The sequence below is a fragment of the Paenibacillus sp. PvR133 genome (assembly GCF_017833155.1).
GTDB classification, from domain to species: Bacteria; Bacillota; Bacilli; order Paenibacillales; family Paenibacillaceae; genus Paenibacillus; species Paenibacillus polymyxa_B.
In genome coordinates this window covers 1,941,449-1,958,522 of sequence record NZ_JAFIBS010000001.1, presented here as the reverse complement: position 1 = coordinate 1,958,522, position 17,074 = coordinate 1,941,449, and the positions used below count along the sequence as shown (strand labels likewise).

General features: G+C 42.5%; 15 protein-coding genes and 1 pseudogene. 4 read left to right on the top strand and 12 right to left on the bottom strand.

The window, feature by feature from the left end; translation table 11 throughout:
* Positions 1–2 precede the first annotated feature (2 nt).
* The 6 genes from JOE49_RS08755 to JOE49_RS08730 all read right to left on the bottom strand — a co-directional run bounded on the left by JOE49_RS08755 (position 3) and on the right by JOE49_RS08730 (position 4,658).
* Positions 3–701: a response regulator transcription factor gene (locus tag JOE49_RS08755; RefSeq protein ID WP_023986855.1), complete on the bottom strand. Its 699-nt coding sequence runs from the start codon at positions 699–701 to the stop codon at positions 3–5.
* Positions 702–1,665: 964 nt separating this feature from the next.
* The gene (locus JOE49_RS08750; RefSeq protein WP_339202256.1) at positions 1,666–2,265 is read right to left on the bottom strand and encodes an ATP-grasp domain-containing protein; all 600 of its coding nucleotides are present in this window, start codon (positions 2,263–2,265) and stop codon (positions 1,666–1,668) included.
* Between the two features lie 143 nt (positions 2,266–2,408).
* Positions 2,409–3,092: a metal-dependent hydrolase gene (locus JOE49_RS08745; RefSeq protein WP_068941283.1), complete on the bottom strand. Its 684-nt coding sequence runs from the start codon at positions 3,090–3,092 to the stop codon at positions 2,409–2,411.
* A gap of 18 nt (positions 3,093–3,110) precedes the next feature.
* Complete coding sequence (locus JOE49_RS08740) at positions 3,111–3,428, bottom strand: hypothetical protein (RefSeq protein WP_209940912.1); 318 nt, start codon at positions 3,426–3,428, stop codon at positions 3,111–3,113.
* Positions 3,429–3,589: 161 nt separating this feature from the next.
* The gene (locus tag JOE49_RS08735; RefSeq protein ID WP_209940911.1) at positions 3,590–4,225 is read right to left on the bottom strand and encodes an FMN-dependent NADH-azoreductase; all 636 of its coding nucleotides are present in this window, start codon (positions 4,223–4,225) and stop codon (positions 3,590–3,592) included.
* Positions 4,226–4,274: 49 nt separating this feature from the next.
* The gene (locus tag JOE49_RS08730) at positions 4,275–4,658 is read right to left on the bottom strand and encodes a tautomerase family protein (RefSeq protein ID WP_023986848.1); all 384 of its coding nucleotides are present in this window, start codon (positions 4,656–4,658) and stop codon (positions 4,275–4,277) included.
* Between the two features lie 132 nt (positions 4,659–4,790).
* Here JOE49_RS08730 and JOE49_RS08725 point away from each other — a divergent pair, with 132 nt between their 5' ends.
* Complete coding sequence (locus tag JOE49_RS08725; RefSeq protein ID WP_209940910.1) at positions 4,791–7,319, top strand: helix-turn-helix domain-containing protein; 2,529 nt, start codon at positions 4,791–4,793, stop codon at positions 7,317–7,319.
* 1,289 nt (positions 7,320–8,608) lie between these two features.
* Here JOE49_RS08725 and JOE49_RS08720 read toward each other — a convergent pair.
* Positions 8,609–9,538, bottom strand: a complete 930-nt coding sequence (locus JOE49_RS08720) for a LysR family transcriptional regulator (protein ID WP_231517152.1) — start codon at positions 9,536–9,538, stop codon at positions 8,609–8,611.
* 236 nt (positions 9,539–9,774) lie between these two features.
* Between JOE49_RS08720 and JOE49_RS08715 the strand changes: the two genes are divergently transcribed.
* The 3 genes from JOE49_RS08715 to JOE49_RS08705 are packed head-to-tail and all read left to right on the top strand — an operon-like array spanning position 9,775 to position 12,444.
* Positions 9,775–10,578 (top strand): MBL fold metallo-hydrolase, encoded by an 804-nt coding sequence (locus JOE49_RS08715; protein ID WP_209940909.1) that lies wholly within the window; start codon positions 9,775–9,777, stop codon positions 10,576–10,578.
* Positions 10,579–10,633: 55 nt separating this feature from the next.
* Complete coding sequence (locus tag JOE49_RS08710; RefSeq protein WP_028541114.1) at positions 10,634–11,113, top strand: GNAT family N-acetyltransferase; 480 nt, start codon at positions 10,634–10,636, stop codon at positions 11,111–11,113.
* Between the two features lie 53 nt (positions 11,114–11,166).
* Positions 11,167–12,444, top strand: coding sequence for an MFS transporter (locus JOE49_RS08705; protein ID WP_209940908.1), 1,278 nt, complete (start codon positions 11,167–11,169; stop codon positions 12,442–12,444).
* A gap of 260 nt (positions 12,445–12,704) precedes the next feature.
* On the opposite strand, the pseudogene JOE49_RS26330 reads toward JOE49_RS08705, so the two are convergent.
* The 5 genes and pseudogenes from JOE49_RS26330 to JOE49_RS08675 all read right to left on the bottom strand — a co-directional run.
* Positions 12,705–13,168: pseudogene (locus tag JOE49_RS26330) on the bottom strand (recombinase family protein); the annotation flags it as partial.
* Between the two features lie 293 nt (positions 13,169–13,461).
* Entirely contained in the window at positions 13,462–14,781 is a 1,320-nt protein-coding gene (locus JOE49_RS08690; RefSeq protein WP_209940907.1) for an ABC transporter permease, read from the bottom strand.
* Complete coding sequence (locus JOE49_RS08685; protein WP_023986841.1) at positions 14,774–15,676, bottom strand: ABC transporter ATP-binding protein; 903 nt, start codon at positions 15,674–15,676, stop codon at positions 14,774–14,776. The genes JOE49_RS08690 and JOE49_RS08685 overlap by 8 nt, the downstream gene beginning before the upstream one ends.
* 2 nt (positions 15,677–15,678) lie before the next feature.
* A complete protein-coding gene (locus tag JOE49_RS08680) occupies positions 15,679–16,614 on the bottom strand; it encodes an ATP-binding cassette domain-containing protein (protein WP_209943569.1) in 936 nt (311 codons plus the stop codon).
* Between the two features lie 41 nt (positions 16,615–16,655).
* Positions 16,656–17,057 (bottom strand): GntR family transcriptional regulator, encoded by a 402-nt coding sequence (locus JOE49_RS08675; protein WP_013308618.1) that lies wholly within the window; start codon positions 17,055–17,057, stop codon positions 16,656–16,658.
* Positions 17,058–17,074: the final 17 nt, after the last annotated feature.

The following is a 17,074-nucleotide window of genomic DNA, read 5'->3' as shown; positions in this document are numbered from 1 at the left end:
GCTTATCCACCCATTTTTTTAAATTTGTACCCGATTCCGAAGACGGTAGTAATGTATCCAGTGGCATCCAGCTTTTTGCGGAGTCTTTGGATATGCGTATCAACCGTACGGGTATCTCCGGCAAAATGATAACCCCATACCAGATCAAGCAGTTCGGAACGTGTAAAGTTTCTACCCGGATGTTTAACCAGCATCATAAGCAGGTCAAATTCCTTGGGGGTCAATTCAACGGGACGGCCCTCTTTTTGGACAAGCCGTTCTTCTTCGATCACTTCAATATTTTCAAACCTAATGACGGCTTTCGCAGCTTCTTCCCTGTCCGGGCTGCTCGCCTGCTCCACTCTGCGCAAAATGGTTCGAATGCGTGCAACAACTTCGCGCAGATCAAAAGGCTTGGTAATATAATCATCGGCACCGAATTCAAGGCCGAGAATCTTATCGGTAATATCCGATTTGGCCGTAATCATGCAAATCGGTATGTTATAGTCCATAGTCACCTTTTTGCAAATATCTAGACCGCTCTGGTCAGGCAGCATCCAATCCAGCAGCAGCAAATCGGGCTGAAACGACTGCAACTCATGCATTCCCGCTGCTCCGCTGGCCGCTGTGCGTGTCTGGAACCCCTCCATAGAAAGCCCGTACGAAAGCAAGTCGGCAATCGGGGCATCATCTTCAATAATAAGAATCTTTGCTTTATTCATAGCAATCCTCATCTCTATTTTTAATACGGCAGGTTTATGACATTGTCCATTATATTAATCATTCAGGGGAAAACAATCAAATGTATATTGTAAATGTTTTTACGTAAAAAACCACGCGCAAATGACTGCGCATGGTTTTGATTACAGCATAGAGAGCTATGAAATATTCGGAAACAAAAGGAGGCTGCTTTAGCGATCCAATAAATTCAAGGAAAATATCATCACATGTTTCCAACAAGTATGACATCTTACAAACTAGTAATTATTAAACAAACTATTTCTCCCGTTTAGACTCGGTGCATACTACAATTAATCTTAATTATAATTGCAGATAATTTTTATCCAGTAATTCCTCTTCTAATAGTTACTCACACTGTGTGGCGTCAGAATTAGTGAGAAAACAACAGCAGAATACATGCATTATTTGAGGATCATTTTCATAATTAATGAGAACTCATTGACTCGAAGTTGTTAGATCTGCCCTAATTTTCATATTTCATGAGAATATCCACAACTCTAAAAATGAGTATTTATACAATCAATAATTTGTATAACTTCTTCTTTGTCAATTATGATGATCTTTCTCGTTTAATCTGAAAATTTTTTCATTAAATATGACACCTCTCTTCGGACGATAAAGTTGTGTACCAGTATCCCTTGGCGTATCAACGTTTTTAGCTTATTATGTGGTTCTATATATACAATAAAGTTGTGTACTAGCGAGTCAACTAAAATTTGTGCGATAAACAATAAAATTGAGTACCAAAATCCAATATCTTTGATAAGGAATTCTCTATCTTTTTTATATATTTTTATTAATTGGTTCAGAACAAAGGACCTTTGGACCATATTTTCACAAAGAAAACCAAGCTGACGATTATAAGATGGACTTTTTCTTGTACAAAAAAAGAGTCTGCCCTTGGGCAGACCCGATACAAATGAACATGTCTCGTGCAAGTTGTGCTCAGATAGATTGAACCTGCTGGATGGAGGCTGTTTCAATTCGGATTAATGAAAGCGCATGCTCCGCCTCGTTTACTCCATTGACGCTCATAATGACGACCTTTCCTTCCACTTGTGGCAGCAACAATTTTATGCAGCAGAACGGATATTTCACCTTCTCTTTCACATAAGGAATGTCGAGCAAATGACACACGGTAGCACGCTGCATGTTGACGCCTGTGGTTAGCCGAACCATATCCCAAATTTGATTGCCACCGTATCGTGTGTGAGACTCGATAATGTACGGTATGCCTCGCCGTAGCTTGATTTCTGTATGTGAGGGGCCTTCAAGATGTCCAATGGAAGTGAGTAAACTGCATACCGTTTCTTGAATAGCCTCTCGATCTTCCATTTTCAAAGGTGCGGGTAACAGGTGACCAGCCTCTATGAAATAAGGCATTACCACCTCTTTGGTTGTGATTGCAAGCACTTCGTGCCTTCCATTAGTCGTCAGCACCTCAACGCTGTATTCTTCCCCGTCGTCTATATACTCCTCAATCACCAGCGTACCATCCAATATATATTCATCCTGCTGTGTGCTATGACGCAACGCGTCTTCAATCTGTTCGAAAGAGCGGATAATTGAAATCCCCCCCCTACCTTACTGGGCTATTCAAAAATATCTCTTGATAATCGTATAAGATGGACTTCTTTGTTTTCTTGTTTTCGGCCGATTATTTCGTGATAAAGTCAAAATGATCAGCGTTAAAGTTCAATTCCCTCACCAGCTTCAAGAACTACCCCTACCCCGGTCGGCAGTAACGAAACAAAGAAATGGGGGTCTTGCTTAATGAACGGAAACGTGTTGAAATGGATCGGTACAACCTGTTTGGCCTGAAGCCATTCTGTAGCCACTGCGGCGTCTTCTGGACCCATAGTGTGATTGTCCCCGATGGGTAGAAAAGCCAGGTCAATTGCATTGCGTTCTCCAATCACCTTCATATCGTAAAACAGGCCTGTGTCCCCGGCATGAAACAGCGTTTTGCCTTCGGCGGAAAACAGTATTCCCGTGGGCATCCCCGTATAAATAATTGTTTTTGTTTCTTTGTATACATGACTTGAACTATGAAAAGCTTGTGTCAATTTTACTTTCCCAAAGTCAAATGTATACGCTCCGCCGATGCTCATTGCATGTGTACGTACGCCTTCCCATCCGAGCAGGTCCGCCAGTTCTGCCGAAGCAATAACCAGCGCGTTGTTACGTTTGGCAATCTCTACGGTATCTCCCACATGATCGCCGTGCCCATGGGTTAACAGAATCACATCCGTCTTTACCGTGGATGCATCCAGGTCCGTATTGGCGTTCCCTGTAATAAACGGATCGATCAGAATGATTTTCCCGAGAGTCTCAATTTTTACAACAGAATGTCCATGATAGGTCACCTTCATTATGCTTCCTCCTTGAATTCATTGATTGTTGCCGGGTTTTCTGCGGGTGAAGATCATATAACACGCAACCATGTTGGATAACACAATAATTAGGCCCATGGGTATGGCCGATTTACCCCCACCGAGGCCGGTCAAAGGTGCCGCTTGTACATAGTTTTGCATCGCAAGGGAGGAACCGGTTGTGGTTACGATACCGACGCTGGAAACGGTGAAAAATAGAGGGGTGCAAACGGCATACAGTCTCCCACCACTGATCAGCACAATGAATAAGATTAAACCACTCACAGTTGCCAGCGTAATTTCGCTTATAAACAGAGTTTGCCCGCTAATGCTCACTGACAGTCGCCCTGTAATCTGATCTGGAATGATTAGTCCCAGTCCGTTCAGGGCAAACAGTATGCTGAATAGCTGCGGAGACGTACCGAACAGATTTTGAATGACAAACGTGAGCCGGAGATGTATGCAAACATGTTTTACGATACATGCTTCATCATTGCTTAGAAGTTTTGCGCTGCTGTACGTGCTTGTCCAATGGCTTCGGCTATGATCTGAGGCGCACGCTCTCCTGCTGAAGATATACCCTCGATGTATAGATGATCCACGTCAGTAATTCCCACAAAATTCAGTACGGTTTTCAGGTGACGGCTGCCGTTCTCCCGATCAGCGACAGGACCTGCGGAGTACACGCCGCCACTAGCTTGGATGTGGAACGCTTTTTTGTTTTTGAGCAGGCCGACCGGGCCGTTTTCGGTGTATTTGAATGTTTTAGCTCTGACACAGAAGGAATCAATGTATGCTTTCATCACCGGAGGATATGAGAAATTCCACATCGGTGTCACGAACACATATTTGTCTGCGGTCACGAACTCCTCCAGGAGTTCATTTAACTGAGTTACTTTTTGCTGCTGTTCCACTGTCAGTTGATTGAACGTACCGCCCGTTTGCAGCTTGCCCCACGCTTCCAATACGTCAGCATCAATGTACGGAATGTTGCGTCGATACAGATCCACATGAATAACCTCATCCTGTGGGTGGCTTTCGCGATAAGCTTGTACAAATTGTTCGCCGGCAGCAAGGCTGTAGGATGCTTCCGGGTTACCAGGGTGAGCAGTAATATATAATAATGTTGACATGGTTATGACTTCCTTTCTTATATAAACGAAATTTATGATGGGTAATGAGTTAGGCGAGGAATGGACCAAGACCATTGCCATACGACCAGTTTTCTTTCGTAACCTCAATAAGATTGATGAATACATCCTCTTTACGAATACCAATCTTCTGATGCAACTGCTCGGCAAGTGCCGCGTAAAAATCTTTTTTCACTTCATCAGAACGACCGATGTTCAAAGTGATTTGAATGATAAGAAATCCATCACTTCTTTCAATGTCGAGACACGTTGGATCAAAACTCAAATTTTCGCGATCCAGTTCTTCAATAATCAAAAACCGATCGTTTGCAGGTACATGCAGTTTATCCACGACAGTTTGCAAGACAACTTCCCCGATCTGCGTTTTCTCTTTACTCGGACGACCCTTCAGTGTAACAATGCGAGTTAAAGGCATCAGTGTTACCTCCTTGTTTTGTTTATGTTGATATGGATTATTTTATCTGCTACAATCCAGAGCACGAATGTACATAAGTTCGTGTTTGTTCGTGTGTTCAAGTTGCTCAAACTATGAAATTCAGGTGATTGAATGGATGACAGTAAATACGCAAAAGATTGGCCCCATGAATGGATCAAAAAAATTCGTACGAGACCTTCCAGACAAGAGACGTCAAAAAAGATGCGGCAAGTGGATCTGGCGAAGCGGGTTGGTGTTGATCCAAGGACGGTACAGCAATGGGAAAGTGGAGATCGTCTACCCAGCATCGGAAACCTCAAGCAGATTATTCAGGTTTTTTGGGAAGAAGGGTTGTTTCTGAAGGGAGATCCTCGCCAGGAAGCTGAACAGCTTTGGATGGCTGTAAAGCGTTTATCGGAAGCGCGTTCAGCCACGAGACGCGAGTTTGAGGATTTTGATAAGGCCTGGTTTGATACGCTGATGACAACCAAAGCTATACAGCCGGAGACAGGCAAAGAAAAGCGAGGTACCGCGGTCACGGCACCAGCCCGATTACGGAAGATGCCATCCACCTTTGTTGGACGACATCAATCCAGAGATGCCTTGGCGGAGCAGTTAACTCACCACGCGCTAGTTTCCATCATTGGATCTGGTGGAATCGGCAAAACGTCCCTTGCTGTCGAACTGGCTTCGACGCTTACGGAACGTTTTCCGCAAGGTATCTGGATGTTTGAATTTGGTGCAATCAGTGAAGCGCATGACGTGGGTCCGTTTCTTTTATCCACGCTGGGGCTGTCAAACCAAGGGAGCCAGCCCGATGTACAAGTTGTACTGGAAACGGCAATCAACCGTAATATGCTATTTATTTTCGATAATTGTGAGCATCTCATTGATGTCATCGCCACGGTGGCCGAGTCTCTTCTGGCAGAGGCACCAGAGTTATCCATTTTGGCGACCAGTCGAGAGCCACTTAACATTGCAGAAGAGTATGTTTACCGAATCCCTCCGCTTTCTTTTCCCGTGGATGAAGTCACACTGGATGAACTTTCCGAAACGGAATTGATAAACTATGAATCCGTACAACTGTTCCTGGAACGAGCCAGCATTCAGGCTCCCCATTTTGCGGTCTCCCTTCCCCATCTGAAACGGATTGCTTCGATATGCAAGAAAATTGGGGGCATCCCGTTAGCGATTGAGCTTGCTGTGGCACGAATGAATATGCTGACCCTGGAACAGATTGAAGAACGTCTGACGAATCAGCTGACCCTGCTGACCGTAGGCAAACGAACAGCCACGCCCCGGCACCAAACGTTACGTTCAACAATTGACTGGAGCTATAATCTACTTACGGGCAGGGAACGTCTTTTATTAAGACGGCTTAGTGTATTCGAAGGAGGTTTCACACTGGAGGCGGTGGAAGGAATCTGCATCTGTGAACCAGACATACCCGATCGGGAAGACCGCATAACTGTGGTAGACGTGGTTGATCTCTTGTCGAGCCTAGTTAACAAGTCTCTAGTCTCCACACAAATCAGCTCGCACTATGGCTCCATTCGCTATTTTCTGCTGGAGGCCATCAAGGAATATGCGAGTGACAAGTTCCGTGAAGAATCCGATGATCGCAAGCGAGATGCTCTCTATGAGCGTCATGTGAGGTATTACATGAAGTACCTTCTACAGGCTGAATCCCAATTTCGGAGCATTGAACGTGAGTCCTGCATCGAGGCGGTAAGACGGGAATATGCCAATCTGCGTTCTGCACTTCAATGGTCTTATTCAAGTGTTCAGGTCCGTCCTAGTGGTCTTCATATGGCGGCGCATCTGTATTGGTTCTGGCTTCACGAAGGCAGGTTGAAAGATGGGTTGTTTTGGTTGGAGAGATTTCTGTACACGGAAGAAGAAAGCCATGCCTTTCGTACGGATTCAGCCAAAGCGTGGCATGGATTGAGTATTATTCAATTTATACAGGGCCATACAAAAACAGCTATGGAAGCAGCGACACGAAGTGTGGAAATTGCCCGTGAACAACAAGAGATTTCCCTGTTAGCCTCATCCCTGCGTTTGCTCGCTTTTCTCCACATTAAGCAGAATTGTATCGAGGAAGCGGAAACGGTTGTACAGCAGAGTGCAGACTTGGCGAGAAGCGCTCATGACTCATGGAATCTTGCCTCTTCTCTGCATGCATACGGCAAAATACGGCTGGAACAGCACCGATACAATGATGCTTCCGTATTGCTGAGAGAAAGTGTACATCTCTTTGAAACGGTACAGGATCAGTGGGAAGTGTCCGGTCCCTATGAATGTCTTGGGTATACCGCTTTGAAACTCGGGAAGCTGGATCAATCAATCGAATATTTCAAGAAATGCATTGCCGCAAGCCAAATATATCGAGGGTCCTGGGTTCTCTCCCGAGGAATTGAGGGGTTAGGGATTACCTTATGCGCTCAGGGAGCGCTGACCGATGCAGCGATCCTTCTTGGAGCAGCCGAGAAAGGTCGTCAAGCCTATGATGAGGGTAGCATACCCAATTTTCCTGACGAACATCGTAAGAGTGTAAGCGCCATTCAGCAGGGTTTGCAGGAACAGGAATGGTATAGATGGTGGAACAAAGGGAAAGAGATGACCCAAGCTCAAGCGCTTGCCTACGCTTTGGAGATATAGAGGGTTGCCAATCGAATGAATAGATAAACTAGACGAACCATACGCTGTCCCCCTTGAACTACAAAGTGATGAAATTCATTTGCTTGTGGCCAAAGGGATTTTTTGATAACAACAAAAGTCGCCATAACACAACATTAAGCAAAACGAGCATACCTATGTTGTGTTGAAAAAGATTCTGTTTCCGCAAGTCAGGTAACCAGAACTGATCCAGGTCGGAATCACTGAAGGTGCACCCTCGCTAACAGTTTTTTCAGAAGTACAGACGGGTCATTACCTCGCACTAAAATTGTTAATAATCCTGATTCACTGGAAAATAAAGCATTAAAGATATAAACTTCGAATAATCTTTTTTCTTGAGCCCTCTCATATGATGAAAGTAATTCAATTTGCGCCTTGGAAACCACGTTGAACCAGAATAACGAGTGCACAGCAGAACTATGGTTACGATACCAACAAAAACCGGACTTTTCACTGGTTTACTTTACGGGCTGTGACAGCTTCGCTGGTACTACCCCGACCTACAATATACGCCTCCTCAGCCAGAGAGCAAGAAGCAGCTTGTCGCCAAGCTGGAGGAAGCAAGGCGCCACATGCATGAGATTGGGGCGTCGCTGCAGAACATAGACCCAGAGCGGCTGGACGCTCTCTTACAAACTGCAGTGTTATTTGGCTAACGGGACACGATGTTGAATGTTGACCACAACAGCGGCCAGTCTAGGATTTTATTTTCGCTTCCTTATCTGCCGCTGTTGCATTTGTCGGATCAGTCGAAAAACATATTTCTCAAAAGCTGACGACCTTTGAAATGGACAATCGCGTAAAATCAGCAACTCCAGTCTACAACTTTATTTTCTTCGAACATCAATTATGATAATTTTCTCGTTTAATCTAAAAATTTTCTTTTTTAATATGACACCACTTTCTTCGAACAATAAAGTTGTGTACTAGCGAGTCAACTACAATTATTTCCCCCTGTGCGGATACAATAAAGTTGTGTGCCCGTCTTTACCTTTTCTAATATTTCTTTACGGGGTAACGTCAGGAAAATGCGGAATTACAACGTTAAGGAAATCCTCATATTAAAAGCCTGATTTTTCAATAAATGCTGGGAAATAAGGCTTTTTTCGTTACTCCATTACAGCGCCCGTTTCAAGAAAAACCGTTTATGGTTTAGCTATAGGTATTAAGATTTCAAAATGAGGGTCGCTTGAGTCTGAATCATTTGCCTATTTTTCATGCTTTAAGCTGCTATTATGGAGGAGAAAATGTAACTAAGGCCTCCGGTTGCCTTAACAAATAATTTCCTCTCGTGACCAGTCTCTTGTGTGTTTCAATGTAATATCGATAAACTTTGATAGAGCGGGGGAAATCCACTTGTTTTTATGATAAACAACTTGGGCTGAGATCTGTTTAAGATCACCTTTGCAAGGAATAACCTTTAACCTTCCATCCTTGATTTCATTATTTACAGTTATTAATGGTAAACAAGCAATACCCAGCCCACTCATTACGCAACGTTTTATCGCCTCAATACTCCAAAGTTCCATCGTGTTGGAAAGTAAGATTCCTCTTTCTCGAAGATATTCTTCAAACATGGTTCGATAACTGCATTCTTTCTCATTCGTGATCAAACACTCGTTTAACTTTTGGTTTTCATAGCTTTGATCTAAAACATTCAGCGGGTTGTCATGACTTCCAACAAGGACAATAGGCTCGTCCAATAAAGAATGTACGATTAAATCTGAATCCTGAAACGTTGGCATCATAAGAAATGCAATATCTGCACTACCATTAAGTATTGCTCTCTTGTTATCTCCGCAAGTAGCGTTACTTAGAATGATGCTTACATGGGGAAACTTATTTCTATATTCTCTTAATATAGGTTCAAGTCGATAAACCGTTAAAGATTCAGGAGCAGCAATCCTTAACTCGCCTCTTATTTCATCACCATCATTTACAATGCTTTCGATTTTCCCGTAAGTATCCAAAATTTCTTGAGTATAGTGCAATAATTTCTTGCCTATATCAGTCAATCTTACCTTTCGACCCATCCGATCAAATAGAGGTGCACCCAAATGTTCTTCAAGTGCTTGAATATGAGAAGTGACCGTGGATTGAGTGTAACCTAAATGTTCTGCTGCTTGTGTAAAGCTACCAAATTGAATAACTTTTTTAAATGTAATAAAATGACGTATTTCCATCAGTTCACCAACTTTCAATTTAATCTCAATTCTATAGTATCAAAAAAATCAATGGATAACTTCTCGAATTTCAATTTTACTAACAATTAGTTCCGGGTTAATCTTAAGGAAATTTGAAAACAGAAGGATATTATGTGAAAACCATTCTGGACGTACCTTTTAATTAAGGTATTTACAACGCTAAATAGTCAGGGAGGAGAAATGACATTACGAAAGTTAAAATCAAAAAAAATCCCCTAAACTGGGATGTGTTAGTGTCAAAGCGTCAAGGTCTCAGTAGAGATTTACCAGAAGGACAAGATTTGCTGAAGTGGGTGGCAAATACGGTCACGCTTATCTATGGTGAACAAGACGCAGTCCTCATTGATACATTTCTTACTATTAAAGAAAATCAAGCATTGGTAGATTGGGTTGTCAAAAGTGGTAAAAACTTAACCACAATCTATATCACTCATGGTCATGGTGATCATTTCTTTGGTATAAAGATGCTTTTAGATCGTTTCCCTGATGCAAGAGCGATAGCAACTCCAGGTGCTGTCAAAGCCATGCAAGAACAAATATCTCCTGAATCTTTCTGGCATAAACTCTTTCCTGGTGAGATACCTGAGGATCTAGTCGTCGCTCAGGAACTTGAAGGAAGTGAGTTCGAGCTAGAAGGACAAAAACTTATCGTGGTGAATACTGGGTTTACTGATACTGGAGATACAACGTCTCTACACGTCCCATCAATTGATTTAATCGTTTCAGGGGATGCAACTTATAACGACATTCATCTTTACTTGGCTGAAACCACTAACGAAACTCGAATTGAGTGGATAGCTGTGCTCGACAAACTTGAGGTACTAAAACCACGTGCAGTGGTTGCTGGACATAAGAAACCCGAAAATGAAGATAATCCCAAAATTATCGCCGAGACACAAAATTACATCCGAGATTTTAACCGATTGAATGAAATAACGGAAACAGCACAGGAGCTCTACCATAAGATGTTAGAACTCTATCCAAATAGAGCTAATCCAGGTGCACTTTGGGGAGCAGCAAAAGCAGCGAAATCTTAATAAAAGGTATATATAATAGCATTCTTTTAATAAACACGGTTGGAGGAGTTAATAAATGATTACGGTTTACGATGATAGTTATAAAGAAGAAGTCATTAAATTAATATTGCATGTACAGAATGTCGAATATGAAGTGGGTATTAGTCTTAAAGAACAACCGGACATTCTGGACATTCATTCAAATTATATAAATGATGGCGGTAATTTTTGGATAGCGTTAAATGATAACGGAGAGGTCGTAGGTTCAATTGGTTTGCAAAAGAAAAATAAGGAGGTTGCTGTATTAAAGAAATTTTTTGTTTATAAAGACTACCGTGGTAAAGAATTTGGGACAGGAAAAAAGCTTTATGAAGCACTGCTTGATTTTGCTAAGAAACAAGGTTTTTCTAAGATAATTTTAGATACCCCATCTAAAGCCACTAGGTCACACGGTTTCTATAAAAAGGCTGGATTTAAAGAGATTGATAAAGAAGATTTGCCAATTAAATATGATTATCCTGACCGCAATTCAATTATATTTCTATTAGAACTATAACAAAAGGAAAGAAGGTCTTATTTTTATGGAATAGTTAAACGGAGGGTTTATCTTTGAAGAATAAGATTATATTGTTTTGTTTACTAAGTACTGTATTACTCGGAGTAATGAATAGTTTCTTTTTTAATTTAGCTCTCGTACCAATTGCTAAAGACTTAAATATTTCTATATCTTTTAGCAGTTGGTTTATCTTAGGGTATTCAATTATGGTTACAGTAGGTTCAATAATATACAGTAAGCTTGCTGAAAGCATTCAATTAAAAAAACTATATCTATTTGCTTTAGTTATCTTTGTTCTTTTCTCTATCTTGGGCTTTTTTATGGATCATTTTTATTTACTTGTATTATCTAGAATGGCACAAGGAGTCGGAGGGGCAGCCTTTATTTCACTGACAATGGTTGCAATTATAGATGTACTTGATCGAGCATTATTACCGATAGGTCTTGCTTTTATAAGCTTTGCTATGGCTTTAGGATCAGGTTTAGGACCTTTACTGAGTGGTATTATTCTATCCATAACGGATTGGCACATGTTATTTTTATTTATGAGTTGTGCAATAATTTTTATACCAATTTTATATTTTACTTTTCCAGAAAATAAGGTAGAAAATAAGACTCCATTTGATTGGTTAGGGACGTTTTATTTATTATTATGTATTCTCTTTTTATTATGTGCCTTGAACATTAATTTTCTTTTTATTGTTTTTTGTAGTTTATTTTCCCTAGTATTCATTCGCCATATCAATACCGTTACTTACCCAATTATTGATAAAAAAATATTTAATAATACAATTTTTGTTAGAATAACTAGTCTTAGTTTTTTGTTATTTTTTTTGCTAGGAGCAAATGTTTTTCTTCTCTCTTATATTTTTTCTTATACTTTTAATCCCATACAGTCTGGAATCCTATTTTTTATAAGTGCTTTAATAGGAGGGTTTGCAAGTATAGGGATTGGGAAGAATATGACTAATAAAAATGTGAAAAAATTCTATAGAATAGGATTATATATTTTTTTCATAGGTTATTTAATTAGTATTTTTAACTCAAAAATAGGCATAGTATACATTTTAACGAGTGTTTGTTGCTTCATTGCCTTTTCTGTTGTACAAGTTGCTTTAAATAATTTATTAGATTTGGAACTGAAAGAATCCAAGAAAATAAGTATTGGTGTTTATAATTTATGCAATTTTATCGGTATGAGTATTGGTGTAGCATTATTTAGTAAATTAGTTATTATATTTAATATAAATATTTGTTTTATTTTTTTATTAGCGACTGTGATTACAAAAGGATTCATGTCAAACAATATTAATACAGCAAAAGGAAACTAGTACTGAGTGAAACTGAAGGGATTTTTCAGACAGATCGGTCATTGGCTGGTTAGTTAATCAGCTTTCCAACATACCCATTTATATTATTCCTTTGGATAGTAAAATAATATTTAACAATGGCAAGGAGATAACTGGATATGAAATATATTCGTTCAATACCTGTAGTTAGTTCCTAAGAGGGGTACGGAAACGATTCGGGGATTGAGAGGCCACATATAAAATAATCCCCAGTTATTATACCCCTTTTTCCTCTATTTCCTTTAAAACGCTGCCTGACTAACCCCTGTAATAGTACAAATTTCCTTTACAGTTTTATCTGTTGTTTTTCGTAATTCAATTGCATGGTTCATTCCTGGGTGTTTATCTGTATTTTTTTTACCCTTCCTTGATATTTTCCCTTTTGCTTAGCCAATTTTATCCCCGAACGTTGCTTTTCTTTAATCATTTCTCGATCTAGCTCACTGAATACTGCCATAACAGTTAAAAAGAATTTACCAGTAGGTGTTCTTGTATCAATTCCTAAGTTTAAGATAATAAAATGTATGTTTCTTTCACGAAGTTGTTCAACCAGCTGCAACAACTGTCAGTATTTCGATCAAGACCTTCCATTCTAGTCACAACTAAGGTATCATCGGCAGCTATCTTGGAAAGAAGTTCACCCAATTGATGCTTCTGTTTAGAAACACCACTAATTTTCTCCTTTTACAATTTCGTTCACTCCAAATTATTAATCATCACCATTTAAAGTAGAAATGCCTTGATCCATCGGTACTTCTGATGAGTCAAGGCCCCCACTCTGTCCAAAACATATATTAAATAAAATTTCATTTATTAATTACATTTCTCAGCTATAATGGTTACTCACAAAACCACTCTAAGAAGCTAAAAACTAGTCCAATCACTGTTTACTGATGCATAAATATTCATTTCTCACTAATTATGAAAAAAAATTCTCATTAATTCTGAAAACATTCTCATTAATTATGACACCACACATCACACATCGACAACAGCTTCTTAAATCTTGTAAGCCTTCATAGCTTTTCTTAACTCTTTGAATGAAGGACGTTTACCATACATTAAGACACCCGTACGGTAGATCTTGGCAGCCAGCCAACCGAACAACAAAATGGAGGCGACCAGAATACCAAGGGACAGCCAGATTTCCAGCAGGCTCGCCCGCTCCAGACCAATCCGCAGCAGCATGACAGTCGGCGAGAAAAATGGGATGTACCCGGCCACCTTAACGAAAATCGTATCAGGTGCGGCGATATTGAAGATACCGATATAAAAGGCTGCTAGTGACAGCACGGTAATCGGCATGATCGCCTGTCCCAACTCCTCGGTACGGCTAACGATGGAGCCCACCGCAGCGAACAATACTGCGTACAGAAAGTAGCCGAGGATGTAGAATACCAGACCATAACCCAACACCGCGATATTCAGTTGCGACAGATCCAGCCCGGCTGAGCTAAGAATGACATTATTATGCGGCAGCATAAGGTTGGCACATACAACGGCTGCAAAAACAGCAATTTGCAGTAGACCGACCAGGAAGATGCCGATAATTTTTCCGAACATCTGGGTCAACGGCGATACGCTTGTGATGAGAATCTCCATGATACGTGAGCTTTTTTCCGATGTCACCTCTGCAGCAATCATATTCCCCGTCATCATGGAGGAGGTGAAGAATAAAATCATCAGTACATAGACCAAACCATAGTTAATCATAGAGGTCTCTTTTTCCTCTGTCCCCACAGCTCCTCCTGCCTCAGATGGACCGTCTACTTCCCTGCTATCCACCATTACAGGTGTGCTAATTTCACGAATTTGATCGCTGGTCAATGCATTGCCGCCCATAATGGCTTTGACCTTAGCTTCCTGAAGTCCCGTCTGCAACAATGTAATTACAGCAGGAGATGGCTCTTTTTCTACAGAGACGTACTCCACTTTAGGAAACGTGTCTCCCTTAGTGGCAGGCTCCGTGAACTGCACGTAACCTTGCAGCTCCCCGTTTTTCAAGGCTTGCTGCATTGCCAGCGTTTGTACGTTTTCATAACGCACCCAGATGGCTGCCGGGTTGGATTGCTTCTTTGTAAATTGCTCCAGCTGATTCGCCACTTCTATCCGGCTCCCAGCAATCAGTCCCAAGCGATGATGCTCGGCTGCCGTTGTGCCCGAACCTCCTGCCCCATCTCCTTTAAACAATGAAATCAAATACGGCAGATTCATACCAATTGTAATGAGCAAGGCCAGTACCAGCGTTGTAATGATAAAAGATTTGGTTCTCGCCTTCTGACGAAACGTAAAACCGATCACCGTACCCAGTCTATTCATGGGAATCACCCACCTCTCTTATGAAAATCTCGTTCAGCGTAGGTTCCTTGATCTCAAAATGCTCCACATCCGTTTGCTCCAACGCCGTTTGTAAAATCAACTTCGCCGCATCCGGCTGCTCAATATGCAGCATCCAGCCGCGATCCATAGGCTCTGCACGGCGCACGCCGGGCAGCTGCTCCAGTCCGTTCACTTCACCTGTAGTAATGAGACGAACCTTTTCACGTGGGTAACGGCCCTTAATCTCCTGCACACTTCCCTGCACAACTGTATTTGAGCGATGCAAAATCGTAATATGGCGGCATAGTTCCTCCACATGCTCCATGCGGTGGGTCGAGAATAAAATCGCAGCCCCATCATCCCGCAGCTCTTTCACCGTATCCTTAAGCAATTCAACGTTCACCGGATCAAGCCCACTGAAGGCCTCATCCAAAATAAGCAGCGTCGGGCGATGCACTACAGCAGCAATAAAACCCATTTTCTGCTGATTCCCCTTGGATAGCTCCTCAATCCGCTTGTCGTAATATTCCGGCACCCCAAAGCGCTCCAGCCAGTAGCGTAGACTTTTGTCCGCCTCCTTGGCCGACATGCCGCGCAGCCTGCCCAAATAGTTAATTTGCTCGCTCACCTTCACCTTGGGGTACAACCCTCGCTCCTCAGGCAAATAACCCATCGTCCGTTGGAGCTCCTTGCTGTAGGGCTTGCCCTCATATTGAATGTTTCCTCCATCAGGGTAAATCAGGCCGAGCACCATGCGCATCGTTGTCGTTTTGCCTGCTCCATTGCCTCCCAGTAGTCCGTAAATCTCCCCGCCGTTCACATTCAGCGAAATTCCGTTCACCGCCGTGTGGTTCCCATATTGCTTCACGACCTCTTTCAATTGCAGCATGCTCATGATTACTCCGCTCCTTTTTTCTGCGTATATATCTCCGCATCTTCTGATAGTTGTCCCGCAGACCAATGTACTAAAATATCATCCAGTTCCAAACGCCGCACACGGATGGGGCGAATGCCCGCTTGTTCCAATATGGCGCTGGTCTCTCCGGCTGCCAACGTTACAATTCGTTGCAATCCGCCTTCGCTCTCCGTCTCTACCACTCCCGGAAGCTCCGATGCCTCCTCTGGCGTGCCTTCAAACCACATTTCCTTGCTATTTTCGAGCAAATGGTCTTTTTCCAGCTTGCCGAGCAGCCTGCCATCATGCATCAGGACAATATAATCCGCCAAACGCTTGATCTCGTCTATAATATGAGTAGCAATAATGACCGTCGTTTTGCCATTCTCCATACAATCCCGCAGTTCCTCCAGCATGGTTTTCCAGGCAAAAGGGTCTAAACCCGACGAAGGCTCATCCAGCAGCAACAAACGGGGGTGAGGCGCCAAGGCTGCAGCCAGCTCAAACTTACGGCGCTCTCCCTTGGACATACGCGATAATTTCGTATGCTGAGGAACCTGAAATCGTTCCATCAGACGCTGAAAACGTGTTTCATCCCAGCCGGGATACCACAAGGCTCGAAAAGCCGCTGCTGCTTCTGCTGTGAGTCGATCTTCCTCACGCGTCGGCTGCTCTGACACATACCCAACCCATTGTCGTGTATCTGCTGGCATGCCGTCCGGATATGCTTGACCGAACCAACGGATTTCACCGGAATCCGGGTGGATAAGCTGAGTCAGCAGGTGAATCAATGTACTTTTGCCCGATCCGTTATGTCCAGCCAAAGCGACTACATATCCCGGTTCAATGGTTAGATTAATCGGTCCAATTTCCCGGTTACCCCGGGTTTTATAGACCTCGCTCATCTCAATAATGGGTGTTTTTATCTGTATCCCCATAGGAACTTCCACATGATGATTTACATCGTTCTTCACGGGCGTCACTCCTTCACTTGGACTTCATACCTTCTCTTCACCATTTCTGCGAAAAGCACCAACAATTCCTGTTCTGTCATCTGCACAGCGATGCCTGTGTCAATCGCCGTTTCCAACGCCTCAGTCACTGCTTTAAGGCGGTAACCTGAGCGCTTATCGTCCTCAACCAGAGCTACGAAGGTGCCCGTCCCCTGCCGGGTACGAAGCAAGCCCTCGTTCTCCAAATCCTGATAGACCCGCCGGACGGTGATGACGCTGCAGCGGAGCGTTCCTGCAAACTCCCGAATGGAGGGAAGCAGCGTTCCCGCTGCAATCTGTCCGGTTACGATGAGTGAACGAAGTTGCTTTTCAATTTGTGCATACAGCGGTTCCGCGCTATTCTCATCAATTTGCACTGGTATATTCACCTGCTTCTCCCCCCTTT

What these genes read in the sequence shown, in the direction of transcription:
- JOE49_RS08755 (WP_023986855.1), bottom strand. Translation starts at nt 701, where the DNA reads ATGAATAAAGCAAAGATTCTTATTATTGAAGATGATGCCCCGATTGCC.
- JOE49_RS08745 (WP_068941283.1), bottom strand. Translation starts at nt 3,092, where the DNA reads ATGAAGGTGACCTATCATGGACATTCTGTTGTAAAAATTGAGACTCTC.
- JOE49_RS08735 (WP_209940911.1), bottom strand. Translation starts at nt 4,225, where the DNA reads ATGTCAACATTATTATATATTACTGCTCACCCTGGTAACCCGGAAGCA.
- JOE49_RS08730 (WP_023986848.1), bottom strand. Translation starts at nt 4,658, where the DNA reads ATGCCTTTAACTCGCATTGTTACACTGAAGGGTCGTCCGAGTAAAGAG.
- JOE49_RS08725 (WP_209940910.1), top strand. Translation starts at nt 4,791, where the DNA reads ATGGATGACAGTAAATACGCAAAAGATTGGCCCCATGAATGGATCAAA.
- JOE49_RS08710 (WP_028541114.1), top strand. Translation starts at nt 10,634, where the DNA reads ATGATTACGGTTTACGATGATAGTTATAAAGAAGAAGTCATTAAATTA.
- JOE49_RS08690 (WP_209940907.1), bottom strand. Translation starts at nt 14,781, where the DNA reads ATGAATAGACTGGGTACGGTGATCGGTTTTACGTTTCGTCAGAAGGCG.
- JOE49_RS08685 (WP_023986841.1), bottom strand. Translation starts at nt 15,676, where the DNA reads ATGAGCATGCTGCAATTGAAAGAGGTCGTGAAGCAATATGGGAACCAC.
- JOE49_RS08680 (WP_209943569.1), bottom strand. Translation starts at nt 16,614, where the DNA reads ATGGGGATACAGATAAAAACACCCATTATTGAGATGAGCGAGGTCTAT.